13 protein-coding genes are annotated in these 11,803 nt (G+C 70.8%); 8 read left to right on the top strand and 5 right to left on the bottom strand.

Features of this window, described 5'->3' with window-relative positions:
• Window positions 1-24: 24 nt before the first annotated feature.
• A complete protein-coding gene (locus AB0B45_RS03370) occupies window positions 25-459 on the bottom strand; it encodes a TIGR02611 family protein (protein WP_358124741.1) in 435 nt (144 codons plus the stop codon).
• A 233-nt stretch (window positions 460-692) separates the two neighbouring features.
• Between AB0B45_RS03370 and AB0B45_RS03375 the strand changes: the two genes are divergently transcribed.
• Window positions 693-1,595 (top strand): aryldialkylphosphatase, encoded by a 903-nt coding sequence (locus AB0B45_RS03375; protein ID WP_358124477.1) that lies wholly within the window; start codon window positions 693-695, stop codon window positions 1,593-1,595.
• A gap of 231 nt (window positions 1,596-1,826) precedes the next feature.
• A complete protein-coding gene (locus AB0B45_RS03380; protein ID WP_358124744.1) occupies window positions 1,827-3,005 on the top strand; it encodes an ROK family protein in 1,179 nt (392 codons plus the stop codon).
• Window positions 3,006-3,021: 16 nt separating this feature from the next.
• Here AB0B45_RS03380 and AB0B45_RS03385 read toward each other — a convergent pair whose 3' ends face one another.
• Complete coding sequence (locus tag AB0B45_RS03385; RefSeq protein WP_358124480.1) at window positions 3,022-3,648, bottom strand: winged helix-turn-helix transcriptional regulator; 627 nt, start codon at window positions 3,646-3,648, stop codon at window positions 3,022-3,024.
• An 82-nt stretch (window positions 3,649-3,730) separates the two neighbouring features.
• On the opposite strand from AB0B45_RS03385, the gene AB0B45_RS03390 reads away from it, so the two are divergent.
• The 4 genes from AB0B45_RS03390 to AB0B45_RS03405 are packed head-to-tail and all read left to right on the top strand — an operon-like array spanning window position 3,731 to window position 6,299.
• On the top strand, window positions 3,731-4,378 hold the full coding sequence (locus AB0B45_RS03390) for a DUF899 domain-containing protein (protein ID WP_358124483.1): 648 nt from the start codon (window positions 3,731-3,733) through the stop codon (window positions 4,376-4,378).
• A 25-nt stretch (window positions 4,379-4,403) separates the two neighbouring features.
• A complete protein-coding gene (locus AB0B45_RS03395; RefSeq protein ID WP_358124486.1) occupies window positions 4,404-4,589 on the top strand; it encodes a hypothetical protein in 186 nt (61 codons plus the stop codon).
• A gap of 22 nt (window positions 4,590-4,611) precedes the next feature.
• Window positions 4,612-5,613: a sensor histidine kinase gene (locus tag AB0B45_RS03400; RefSeq protein ID WP_358124489.1), complete on the top strand. Its 1,002-nt coding sequence runs from the start codon at window positions 4,612-4,614 to the stop codon at window positions 5,611-5,613.
• A 32-nt stretch (window positions 5,614-5,645) separates the two neighbouring features.
• A complete protein-coding gene (locus tag AB0B45_RS03405; RefSeq protein WP_358124747.1) occupies window positions 5,646-6,299 on the top strand; it encodes a response regulator transcription factor in 654 nt (217 codons plus the stop codon).
• A 36-nt stretch (window positions 6,300-6,335) separates the two neighbouring features.
• On the opposite strand, the gene secY is transcribed toward AB0B45_RS03405, so the two are convergent.
• Window positions 6,336-7,607: a preprotein translocase subunit SecY gene (gene secY, locus AB0B45_RS03410; protein WP_358124492.1), complete on the bottom strand. Its 1,272-nt coding sequence runs from the start codon at window positions 7,605-7,607 to the stop codon at window positions 6,336-6,338.
• An 85-nt stretch (window positions 7,608-7,692) separates the two neighbouring features.
• On the opposite strand from secY, the gene AB0B45_RS03415 reads away from it, so the two are divergent.
• Window positions 7,693-8,289, top strand: coding sequence for an AAA family ATPase (locus tag AB0B45_RS03415; RefSeq protein WP_358124495.1), 597 nt, complete (start codon window positions 7,693-7,695; stop codon window positions 8,287-8,289).
• Here AB0B45_RS03415 and AB0B45_RS03420 read toward each other — a convergent pair.
• Window positions 8,231-8,839, bottom strand: coding sequence for a TetR/AcrR family transcriptional regulator (locus AB0B45_RS03420; RefSeq protein ID WP_358124498.1), 609 nt, complete (start codon window positions 8,837-8,839; stop codon window positions 8,231-8,233). The two genes, AB0B45_RS03415 and AB0B45_RS03420, sit on opposite strands and share 59 nt — an antisense overlap.
• Window positions 8,840-8,878: 39 nt before the next feature.
• On the opposite strand from AB0B45_RS03420, the gene AB0B45_RS03425 reads away from it, so the two are divergent.
• Complete coding sequence (locus AB0B45_RS03425) at window positions 8,879-11,035, top strand: excinuclease ABC subunit UvrA (protein ID WP_358124501.1); 2,157 nt, start codon at window positions 8,879-8,881, stop codon at window positions 11,033-11,035.
• On the opposite strand, the gene AB0B45_RS03430 is transcribed toward AB0B45_RS03425, so the two are convergent.
• The gene (locus AB0B45_RS03430) at window positions 11,013-11,798 is read right to left on the bottom strand and encodes a putative hydro-lyase (RefSeq protein ID WP_358124504.1); all 786 of its coding nucleotides are present in this window, start codon (window positions 11,796-11,798) and stop codon (window positions 11,013-11,015) included. The two genes, AB0B45_RS03425 and AB0B45_RS03430, sit on opposite strands and share 23 nt — an antisense overlap.
• Window positions 11,799-11,803: the final 5 nt, after the last annotated feature.

Here is an 11,803-nt window from a genome sequence, read left to right on the forward strand (position 1 = left end):
TCGCAGACCGAACGAGCATGAACGTCAGATACCGAGGAGCTTGCGGGCTTCCACGATGAGGTCGATGCCGAGGCTCACCTTCATGGCGGCCCAGATGATCACGGCCATGGCGGCGAGCGTGACGACCAGGACGATGATCCGCACCGTCCAGCCCTGCCGCTTGTACCACTCGGTCCAGGCGTGCAGGACGCGCTTGCCGAACTCCAGCAGCTTGTGCGCCCAGTGGAACTCGGTGGCCAGCACGGCGAGGCCCGCGAAGACGACCAGCCATCCGGGGCCGGGGAAGGGCACCATGATGAGCCCGCCCACGACCATCACCGTGCCGATCACCCCAATGATGATCTTCAGGGTGAGGGCGCCGGCCTTGGTGGACCTGATGCCGTCGAGCCAGCCGTGTATACCTGAACGGCGCGCGGCCTCGTCTTTCAGCGCGTCGGCGTCACCGGTTTCGGAGTCCATTGCCACGGATCCAGCGTAATGGGCGGAATGACGCTCCCCGGTAGATCGCCACGTCCCTCCGCCCGCGCGCCGCCCGTGCGCGGAAAACCGCCAGGCTCCACAGCGACGGGGTCTCCGGTGACTCGGCCGGGCAGGGGCCGCCGTGTCGTCGCAGGTCAGCGCTGAAACACTCCCTAGGTAAAGCTTTCGGCAGACATTAGGCGTTTACCAGCAAATATCGGTTAATGTCGTGCATGCCCGAGGTACTTATACGCACCGTCACCGGTCAAATCCGCGCCGACGCGATCACCGGTGCCGTCCTCCCCCACGAGCACCTGCGCTGCGACCTGCGCTGGGCGGTGGGCATCGACTCCGACCCGCACCGGTGGCTCGACGAGGAGCGCACCGTCACCGAAGAGCTCCGCGAGCTGCGCCAGTCGGACGACCTCGGGCTCACCGTCGAACTCTCCTGCATCGGCATGGGCAGGGACGCCGCCTCCATGGCCCGCGTCGCCGCGGGCAGCAGGGTGCCCGTCGTCGCGTCGACCGGCCTGTTCGCCGAGCCGTTCGCCCAGGTCGGGCAGGACGACGTCGACACTCTCACCGCCCGGCTGATGGACGAGATCACCTCGGGCCTCGACGGCACCGGTATCCTGCCCGGCGTCATCGGCGAAGTGGGCTCATGGGGCGCCGAGCCCACGCCCGCCGAGGAACGCTGCCTGGTCGCCGCCGCCCGCGCCTCGGTCTCCACCCGGCTGCCGGTCGCCACCCACGGCCAGAACGGGCTCGCGCTGCTGGAGATCCTGCTCGGCCAGGGGCTGCCCGCGTCACGGGTGAGCGTCGCCTGCGCGGGGCACGACCCCGTCCTGGCGCGCAAGGTCGCCGAGGCGGGCGCCTACGTCAGCCTCTCCTCCGTCGGGCTCGGCTCTTCGCAGGCGGCCGAGGTCGCGCTGGAGCTGATCTCCGAGGGGCACGCCGGCCGGCTGCTGCTCGGCAGCGGAGTGTCCCGCGTGGCCCAGCTCCAGCGGTACGGCGGAGCGGGGTACTCCCACGTGTTCCGCACGCTGCTCCCGCGCCTGAGGGAGGCCGGGGTGAACGAGGAGACGATCCGCTCGATCACGCACGACAACCCGGTCCGCTGGCTGACCAACGGCTGACCGTCCCCGCCGCCGCGCGTCACCTCTCCGCGCCCGCCGGATCCCCCCTCCCCAGCCCACCGGAAGCCCCTCCCGGCGCACCCCCATCCCCCGGCCAGGAACGTGGCAACGTCGGCCCATCTCAGCGCCCGAAGATGACATGATTCTTCCGCCGATGGTCAAGCAGAAGTGTGCTTCAATTCGACATATCGCTTTTATGGGGGACAGGGAGGAGCGGTGTTGTCTCCGGACATGGTGAACGAACCGGGTGGCACAGCCGCCGGAGCGGGCGCGCTGCTGGCGATACTGAGGGACGGCCAGGCCCGCACCAGAGCCGAGCTCGTCCAGCTCACCGGCCTGGCCAGGTCCACGGTGTCACAGCGGCTCGACGTGCTGCTCAGCCACCGGTGGATCGTGCCCACCGAGGACGCCATCTCCTCGGGCGGCAGGCCCGCCGTGGCGTTCGCGTTCAACAGCTCGGCCCGCGTCGTGCTGTCGGCGGACCTCGGAGCCACCCACGCCAGGGTCGCCGTTACCGACCTCGCCACCACCGTCCTGGCCGAACGCACCGCCGACCTCGCGATCGACCGGGGCCCCGAGCCGACGCTCGAATGGCTCCTCGAGACCTTCCTCGAACTGCTCGCGGAGACGGGCCACAGCGTCGAGCAGGTGTGCGGCGTCGGCGTCGGCCTCCCGGGTCCCGTCGAACACGCCTCGGGACGCCCGATCAACCCGCCGATAATGCCGGGATGGGATGGTTTCCCCGTGCCGGAGTGGCTCGGCGGGCGGCTCGGCGCCGCCGTGCTCGTCGACAACGACGTGAACATCATGGCGCTCGGCGAGCACTGGGCGGCCAGGCCCGAGGCCGACCAGCTCGTGTTCGTCAAGATCGGCACCGGCATAGGGTGCGGCATCATCTCCGACCGCCGCCTGCACAGGGGCGCCCAGGGGGCGGCGGGCGACATCGGGCACGTGCGCGTCTCCTCGGCGGCCGACGTGGTCTGCAGATGCGGCAACACCGGCTGCCTGGAGGCGGTGGCGGGCGGCGCGGCCGTGGCGGCCAAGCTGGCCGCGGCGGGCGTGCCCGCTGCGCACAGCCGCGACGTCGTCAACCTGGTACGGCAGGGCAACACGCAGGCCGTGCAGCTGATCAGGCAGGCGGGCAGGGAGGTCGGCGACGTGCTGGCCTCGATCGTGAACTTCTTCAACCCCGCGGTGATCGTGATCGGCGGTGACATCGCGGAGGCCGGTGAGCACGTGCTGGCGGGGGTGCGCGAGGTCATCTACAGCAGGTCGCTCCCACTGGCCACCCAGCATCTGAGCATCCGCACCAGCGAACTGGGGGATCGAGCGGGGGTCGTGGGGGCGGCGGTCATGGTGATCGAGCACGTCCTGGACCCCGGCACCGTGGACCGCGCCGTCCTGCGCTGAACGACGCGGCGAGAGATCAGGCGGAGGTCGCGAGGTGGCCGACCAGGCGGGTCACGGCCGCCTCGTCGCCCTCGATCTCCAGCCCACCGGCGGCCACGGCCTGCCGTACGTTCGCGCCCTGGAGGAGGACGGAGGCGAGGGCCGCCGCCTCGCCCTTCAGCACCGCGTCGGGGCGGGCCGCAGGTCCCCGCCCCACCGAGATGTCCGTCGACGAGGTCTTCACAGCGAAGACCTCGTCACCCATCCGCAGCTCGAAGCTTCCCTCGAAGCCGGGCAGGTACATCGCCTTCAGCGCCAGCACCAGCGACGTCACCCCGAGCCGGTTCGTCGTGGTGATGGGCGCCTGGCTCCCCCACCGCCCCAGGTGCAGCAGGACGGGTTCGAGGCCGAGCCCCCATTCCGTCAGCTCGTACACCCAGACGACGGCGGGCGGGGGCAGCTTGCGCCGCCGTACCACTCCCGCCTCCTCCAGCTCCCGCAGCCGCTGCGACAGCACGTTCTGACTGCTGCCCGGCAGGTCGCGGTGGAGGTCGGTGAAGCGTTTGGGGCCGAGCATCAGCTCGCGGACCACCAGCAGCGCCCACCGGTCGCCGACGAGATCGAGCGCGCGGGCCACCCCGCACGGGTCCTGATAGGTGCGCACGTGATCAGCATACCGCTCCCTCTTGTATTTCCTAAGTGGCCGCTCCTAAATTAGGAGTAGGACGGAAACGAGGGGAACCATCATGAACCTTCCGAAAATCGTCTCCACCGAGGAATGGCAGGCAGCGCGAGACAAACTCCTCATCGAGGAGAAGGCGGCCACCAGGCTGCTCGACGCGCTGGCCGCCAAGCGCCGCCGCCTGCCGATGGTGGAGTTCGGCACCGACTACGTCTTCGAGGGCCCCGAGGGCAAGCTCGGCCTGCTCGACCTGTTCGACGGGCGCCGCCAGCTCGTGGTCTACCACTTCATGCCGCTGCACGACGACGGCCTGCCCTGCCCGGGATGTGCCTCGTTCACCGACAACATCCCCAACCTGGCGCACCTGCGCGCCCGCGACACGACGATGGCGGTGGTCTCCCGCTCGCCGTACGCCGACCTGGAGCCCGTACGGCGGCGCCTGGGCTGGCACCTGCCCCTCTACTCGGGCCCCGAGTTCAACCTCGAGTGCGGCGCGGGCGACGGCTTCGGCGTGAGCGTGTTCCTGCGCGACGGCGAGCGCGCCTTCCGCACCTACTTCACCACCTCGCGCGGCGCCGACCGGCTGCGGATGGACTTCAACCTGCTCGACCTGACCCCGTACGGCAGGCAGGAGACCTGGGAGGACTCCCCCCAGGGCTGGCCGCAGACCGAGCCCTACCAGTGGTGGCGGCTCAACGACGAATACGCTTGACTCAACCACACTTGAGGTCACAGGCTTGCTCGACGATCTCGCCTCCATGCGGCCGTGGACCGTGCGCGGCATCGAGATCAGGGGGACGGCCGAGGCGCTCACCGACCAGGAGCCGCCCCTTCCCGGCTTCAGCGGGGAACTCATCAGGATCACCCCACGGAAGATCACTTCTTGGGGTCTCGCCGACGGGATGTCGAACCGAAGCGTCTGAAACTGGCTAGGATCTGGGCGGAATGGTGACACGGGAACGACGCCCTGTCCGCCGCCTGTGGGAGTCCATGTCCGCGGCGGCGTCGCGTGCTGCCCGCATGGGCGACATGCCCGCCGTCCTCATGCTGGTGTGGGCGGGCTGGCTGGCGGTGCCGCTGTCGCTGAGCGGTCTGGCTCAGGCCCGCGCGGCGGTGGCGGCCGCCTACGAGCACGACACTCCGCCTCCCGCGCCTGCCGCCGACCGCCACGATCCTTCCGACGCGTCCGCCGGCCTCGACGCGGCACCGCGCGCCGCGTGGCCCCACCGCTGGGCGGGATCCGGTGGCGAATGGACGCCCAGGGGCGCGAGCGCGGCACCGGCCGCGGCTCTGTGGCAGGCATCGCTCCAGGCTTGCGCCGTACCGGCCGACCCCGAGACGGCCGCGAGCACACTCGCCGAGGAGCTGGTGGCGCGGGAGCGGGCCAGGATCGCCGGTGAGGTGCACGACGCGGCGGGCCACGGCTTCTCGACCATCGCGATGCAGGCGGGGCTGGCGCTGCTGGTCCTGGAGGAGAATCCCGAACAGGCGAGGGAGTCGCTGCGGGCGATCAGGGAGACGAGCATGGAGGCGCTGGCCGGGCTGCGCGGCGCGCTCGACCTGATGGACCCGCGCGACAGCGACGACCGGCTGCCAGGCCTGGTCGGCGGGGTCCGCGCCGCGGGCCTGCCCGTCGACCTGGAGCCCGCCGAGCCCGACGTGCCAGCCCACCTGCGCGGCACCGTCTACCGGGTGGTGCGTGAGTCGCTGACGAACGTGATCAGGCACGCCGGGCCGACCAGGGCGCTGGTGAAGGTGACCGGCGACCGGGACGCGCTCGTGCTCGAAGTTGCGGACAGGGGCCGAGGACCCGTCGCGGCGGCCGGGGGCAGGGGGCTGTCCGGCATGCGGGAGCGGGTGCTGGCCGCGGGAGGCGAGTTCAGCGCGGGCCCCAGGGACGGCGGTGGCTTCCAGGTGGTGGCCCGCTTTCCCCTGGACGCCGCGTGATCCCGGCTGAAGGCGGCGCGACGCGGGAAGCCGTGATCAGGGTCGGGATCGCCGACGACCAGGCGGTCGTGCGGATGGGCCTCAAGGCGCTCATCGGCAGGGAGTCAGGCCTGGAGCTGGTCGGCGAGGCGGCCGACGGCGGTCAGGCGGTGACGCTGGTCAGGGAGAAGCGTCCCGACGTGCTGCTGCTCGACATCAGGATGCCCGGAATGGACGGCCTGCAGGTGCTGCGGGCCATCGCGGCCGACCCCGCGCTCCACGGCACCAGGATCGTGGTGGTGACGACGTTCGCCGTCGACGAGTACGTGTTCGCCGCGCTCCAGGCGGGCGCGAGCGGGTTCCTGCTCAAGGACAGCGCTCCCGACGAGCTGGTCAGCGCGATCAGGGTGGTGGCGGCGGGCGAGGCCCTGCTGTCGCCCGCCATCACCCGCAAGGTCATCGGCCTGTTCGGCAGGACGGGCGGCGCCGAGCCCGTCGCCGGCGTCGAGACGCTGACGCCGCGCGAGAGGGAGATGGTCGCGTGGGTGGCGACCGGCAGGTCGAACGACGAGATCGCCAGGGAGCTGGTGATCAGCCCCGACACCGTGCGCACGCACGTGAGCAGGGCCATGGTGAAGCTGCACGCCCGCGACAGGGCCCAGCTCGTGGTCTTCGCGATGCGCGCGGGCCTCGCCCTGCCCTCGTGAGCCATGCGGGCAGGGCGCTCGCGCCGCCTTCGTGGGCTACCTGAGCAGCCCCTCGTAGTTGCGCTGCTGAAGCTGGGCCTCGATCTGCTTCACGGTCTCCAGCCCGACGCTGACCATGATGAGCACGCTCGTCCCGCCGAAGGGGAAGTTCTGCGCCGAGGAGGGGTCGCGCAGCAGGGCGAAGGCCACCAGCGGAAGCAGCGCGAGCACGCCCAGGTAGGCGGCACCGGAGGCGGTCAGCCGCGACAGCACGAACCCCAGGTACTCGGCGGTCGGCCTGCCGGGCCTGATGCCCGGCACGAACCCGCCGAAGCGCCTCATGTTGTCGGCCACCTCGACGGGGTTGAAGGTGATCGAGACGTAGAAGTAGGCGAAGCCGACGATCAGCAGGAAGTAGACCAGCATGTAGAGCGGGTGATCGCCCGCCATGTACCGGCTGATCCACGGCACCGAGCCGCCGACCAGTGTGGGGATGTAGAGCAGCGACGAGGTGAAGATGACCGGGACGATGCCCGCCTGGTTGACCTTGAGCGGGATGTAGGTGCTGCTGCCGCCGTACATCCGCCGCCCGACCATGCGCTTGGTGTACTGCACGGGAACGCGGCGCTGCGCCTGCTCCATGAAGATCACCGCCGCGATCAGGAACAGACCGGAGACGAGGATCGTCACCGCCGCGAAGGGGCTCATCACGAACATCGTCGACATGTAGGACGGGAAGACCGCGATGACCTGGGTGAACATGAGGATCGACATGCCGTTGCCGATCCCCTTCTCAGTGACCTGCTCGCCCAGCCACATCACCACGCACGTGCCCGCGACCAGCACGGTCACCAGGACGCCGACCGCGAGCAGGCCCGTGTCGTAGAGCACGGGACGCGTGCAGCCGGGCAGCAGCGCGCCCGAGCGGGCCAGCGCGACGATGGTGGTGGCGTTGAGCACGGCCAGCGCCACCGTCAGGTACCTGGTGTACTGCATGATCTTCGCCTGCCCGCTCTGCCCCTCCTTGCGGAGCTGGTCCAGGCGCGGGATCAGCACCGCCATCAGCTGCACGATGATGCTCGCCGTGATGTACGGCATGACGCCGAGCGCGAAAACCGACAGCTTCAGCATCGCCCCGCCGCTGAACAGCTGCACCATGTCGACGACCCCGCCGCGCGCGCCGCCCAGGCACTGCCGTACCGCCGCCAGGTCCACGCCGGGCGAGGGCAGGATCTGCCCCAGCCTGAACAGCACGATGACGCCCAGCGTGAAGAGGATCTTCTTGCGCAGGTCGGGGATCTTGAAGGCACGCAGGACCAAGGTGAGCATGCGCCGAGTCTGTCCATGATCGCGCGGAAGGTCGTCCGCAGGCGGGCGGCATCGGCGTACGCAGATCCGCGTACGCTCTGACCTTGTGGTTCCTGTCTGGGTGATCAGCGGCCCGCCCGGCGCGGGCAAGTCGACCGTCGCCGCCGCGCTGCTGGCGCGTCTGGACCCCGTCCCCGCGCTGCTCGACAAGGACGCCGTCTACGGCGACTTCGTCGCCGAACTGCTCACCGTGCACGGCAGGGCGCAGGGCGAGCGCGAGGGCCCCTGGTACGACCGGCACGTCAAACGCCACGAGTACGGCGGCCTGACCAGGCTGGCCCGGCAGATCCGCACGCACGGCTGCCCCGTGATGCTCGACGGCCCCTTCACCTCGCAGGTGCATACGGCGGCGCTGTGGGAGGACTGGGTCGAGCGGCTCGGCGGACCGCCGGTCAGGCTGGTGTGGGTCCGCTCCGACGGGCCCACCCTGCGCGAACGGCTGGTCCTCAGGGGGCTGGCCAGGGACGAGGGCAAGCTGGCCGCCTTCGACGCCTACCTGAAGGCGATCATGGTGGACGAGCCGCCCGCCGTACCGCATCTGGAGATCGACAACCGGCGAGGCGCGCCCGCCCTGGGAGACCAGCTCAGCGCGGCGGGTATGCCGCCGCGAACACGGCGGGAAGCCGAGGGACCAGCCGGGTGAAGGCGCCCTCCTCGTAGGTGGCGTCGGGCTGGTTGGCGAGCTGCTGGGAGATCACGCCTGCGATGAGGCTGGCGGCGAGGGCCAGCCCCTCCTCACCCGCCGCGTCGGGATGGAGCTCGCCGCGCTCCACCGCGGCGCGGATGAGTGTGGCGAAGTGCCGGTGGATGTCCAGGGCCGGCGCGTATGCCTCGGGAGAGGGCGTGAAGCCTGGCACGGGACGCCAGAACAGCAGCTGGGCCAGCACCTGGTTGGCCATGATCCAGCGCGCGCCCGACTCCAGCGACGCGCCCATCGCCGCCAGGCCCTCGTGGCCGCGCGCGGCCTGCTGTACCGCGTCGAGGTATCCCTCCTGGCCGATCTTGAACAGCGCGTCGTAGACGGCGGCCCGAGAAGGAAAGTACTTGTACAGCGAGGGCGGCTGGATGCCGAGCCGCCTGGCCACGGTCGCCATGTTCAGCCCCGCGACCCCCTCGGCCGCCATCACCTCCAGCGCGATGCCGAGGATCTCCTCCTGCGTCTCGGCCCTTCGACGAGCCCTGCGATCTGCCATAGGCTAATACTAGTAGCCTAAGCTATGAGGAGTTCCAGAATGGACATCGTCCTTACCGGTCTTCGGCAGAACAACCTCAAGAACATCTCCCTCCGCCTGCCCAAGGAGCGGCTGACCGTTTTCACCGGCGTGTCGGGCTCGGGCAAGTCGTCGGTGGTGTTCGGCACCATCGCCACCGAGTCGCAGCGGCAGATGAACGCCACCTACAGCGCCTTCATCAGGAACCGGCTGCCCAAGTTCGAGCGCCCCCGCGCCGAGCGCCTGGCCCACCTGACGCCCGCGGTCGTCGTCGACCAGAAGCCGGTGGGCGGCAACGCCCGCTCGACCGTCGGCACCATGACCGAGATCCACCCCATCCTGCGGGTCCTCTTCTCCCGGTACGGCACGCCGTCGGCGGGCCCCGCGACCGCGTACTCGTTCAACGACCCGCAGGGCATGTGCCCCGAGTGCGACGGCCTGGGCAGGACCGTACGGCTCGACCTCGACCAGGCCGTCGACCGCACCCTGTCGATCAACGAGGGCGCGATCAGGATCTTCCCCGTCGGCTCCTACGCCTGGCGCCTGTACGCGAACTCGGGCCTGTTCGACCTGGACAAACCGGTCGGCGAGTTCACCGAGGAGGAATGGCGCCTGCTCCTGCACGGCGAGCGGTTCAAGCTGGAGCGGGGCGCCTACGAGGGCGTCGTCGACCGCTTCACCCGGCTCCACCTCAAGCGCGACACCGAGGCGACCAGGCGGGTGCTCACCGAGGGGCCCTGCCCCGCCTGCGGCGGCGCGCGCCTCAACGCCGCCGCGCTGGCCTCGACGATCGACGGGCTGAACCTCGCCGACCACACCGCGATGGAGATCAGCGACCTGGCCGAGACGCTCAGGGGGCTCGGCAACACCGTGGCCGAGCCCGCGATCGAGGCGCTGAGCAGGATCGAGGCGATCGGGCTCGGCTACCTCAGTCTCGACAGGGAGACGAGCACGCTGTCGGGCGGCGAGGCGCAGCGGCTGAAGACCGTGCGGCACCTCGGCTCGTCGCTGTCGGGGATGACCTACATCTTCGACGAGCCGAGCGCCGGCCTGCACCCGCGCGACGTGCACCGGCTCGGCGAACTCCTGGTCGAGCTGCGTGACAGCGGCAACACGGTGATCGTCGTGGAGCACGACCGCGACATCATCACCATGGCCGACCACGTCGTGGACATGGGCCCTGGCGCGGGCGCGAGCGGCGGCGAGGTGGTGTTCGAGGGCACGGTCGCCGAGCTGAGCAGGTCGAGGGCGCTCACCGGCCGCATGCTGAGGCGCGTCACCGGCCTCAAGCCGCAGGTCCGGACGCCGAAGGGGTGGCTGCCCATCGAGCGCGCCTCGCTGCACAACCTCAAGGAGGTGAGCGTGCGGGTGCCGCTGGGCGTGCTCACGGTGGTGACCGGCGTGGCGGGCTCGGGCAAGAGCACGCTGATGACGTATGCCGAGGGCGTCGCGATCGACCAGTCGGCGATCGGCGGCTCGATCCGGTCGACCCCCGCCACCTACCTCGACGTCATGGACAGGATCCGCAGGATGTTCGCGGAGGCGAACGGCGTGGAGGCGGGACTGTTCAGCTTCAACGCGGCGGGCGCGTGCGAGACGTGCGGCGGGCGGGGTGTGATCAGGACGGATCGGGCGTTCATGGACCCGGTGTCGACGGTGTGCGACGCCTGCGGCGGCTCCCGCTACAGCCCCGAAGCCCTCTCGCACCGCTTCGAGGGCAGGACGATCGCCGACGTGCTGGCGATGACGGCCGACGAGGCGCGCGGGCTGTTCGAGCTGGAAGGGCTGGCCACGCTGGGCGAGCTCGGCCTCGGCTATCTGACGCTGGGCCAGCCGCTCACCACGCTGTCGGGCGGCGAGCGGCAGCGGCTGAAGCTGGCGCACCGGCTGCGGGAGAGCGGCAACGTGTACGTCTTCGACGAGCCGACGACGGGGCTGCACATGGCCGACGTCGACACGCTGATGGAGCTGCTCGACAGGCTGGTCGACGGCGGCAACACCGTGATCGTGGTCGAGCACGAGCTCGAAGTCGTCAAGCGCGCCGACTGGGTGATCGACATGGGGCCCGAGGCCGGACAGCACGGCGGGCAGGTGGTCTTCGAGGGCACGCCGGCCTCGCTGGCGCACGCCTCCACCCACACGGCGAAGTACCTGGCTAGGTCTCTCGAAGGTCGGTGATCGCCATGTGGCCCGGCAGGTGGCCGATGGCGTAGTCGACGCCGCCGGCCATGACGGCCTCCTGCGGAGTGACGCCGCAGGCCCAGAACAGGGGCACCTCGCCGGGCCGTACGGGGACGGGGTCGCCGTGGTCGGGGCGGGACAGGTCGGCGATGCCGAGCGCGGCCGGATCGCCGACGTGCACCGGCGCCCCGTGGACGTCCGGGTAGCGCCCGCTGACCTCGATGGCGGTGGCCACCAGGTGCTCGGGGACGGGGCGCATGGAGACCACGAGCGGCCCGCGCAGCGCGCCCGCAGGACGGCAGGCCACGGCGGTGCGGTACATCGGGACGTTGACGCCCAGCTCGACGTGCCTGACGGGCACGCCCGCCCGCATGAGGGCCGCCTCGAAGGTGAAGCTGCAGCCGATGAGGAAGGCGACGAGGTCCTGCCGCCAGTGCTCGACCACGTCGTCGACGTCGGCGACCGGCTTGCCCTCGCGGTAGATCCGGTAGCCGGGCAGGTCGGTGCGCAGGTCGCCGGGGAAGATCCGGGTGCTGGTCGCGCCCGGCTCGCCGACGTCGAGCACCGGGCACGCCTGGGGGTTGCGCTCGGCGAACAGCCGCAGGTCCTCCGCGAGCCGCTCGGGAACCGCGATGAGGTTGGCCTGGGTCCAGCCCTCGCACCAGCCGGCCGTGGGGGTGCGCTCCCCCGCCCTGAAGCGGGCCCGCGCCTGGTCAGGGGTCAGGGCTCTCTCGTGAAGAGGTGCTGCGGTGTCCTCCATGTCCT

This window comes from Nonomuraea sp. NPDC049152, from assembly GCF_040648355.1.
Lineage (GTDB): Bacteria > Actinomycetota > Actinomycetes > Streptosporangiales > Streptosporangiaceae > Nonomuraea.

What these genes read in the sequence shown, in the direction of transcription:
- AB0B45_RS03370 (WP_358124741.1), bottom strand. Translation starts at nt 459, where the DNA reads ATGGACTCCGAAACCGGTGACGCCGACGCGCTGAAAGACGAGGCCGCG.
- AB0B45_RS03375 (WP_358124477.1), top strand. Translation starts at nt 693, where the DNA reads ATGCCCGAGGTACTTATACGCACCGTCACCGGTCAAATCCGCGCCGAC.
- secY (WP_358124492.1), bottom strand. Translation starts at nt 7,607, where the DNA reads ATGCTCACCTTGGTCCTGCGTGCCTTCAAGATCCCCGACCTGCGCAAG.
- AB0B45_RS03430 (WP_358124504.1), bottom strand. Translation starts at nt 11,798, where the DNA reads ATGGAGGACACCGCAGCACCTCTTCACGAGAGAGCCCTGACCCCTGAC.
- AB0B45_RS03390 (WP_358124483.1), top strand. Translation starts at nt 3,731, where the DNA reads ATGAACCTTCCGAAAATCGTCTCCACCGAGGAATGGCAGGCAGCGCGA.
- AB0B45_RS03380 (WP_358124744.1), top strand. Translation starts at nt 1,827, where the DNA reads ATGGTGAACGAACCGGGTGGCACAGCCGCCGGAGCGGGCGCGCTGCTG.
- AB0B45_RS03425 (WP_358124501.1), top strand. Translation starts at nt 8,879, where the DNA reads ATGGACATCGTCCTTACCGGTCTTCGGCAGAACAACCTCAAGAACATC.
- AB0B45_RS03420 (WP_358124498.1), bottom strand. Translation starts at nt 8,839, where the DNA reads ATGGCAGATCGCAGGGCTCGTCGAAGGGCCGAGACGCAGGAGGAGATC.
- AB0B45_RS03400 (WP_358124489.1), top strand. Translation starts at nt 4,612, where the DNA reads ATGGTGACACGGGAACGACGCCCTGTCCGCCGCCTGTGGGAGTCCATG.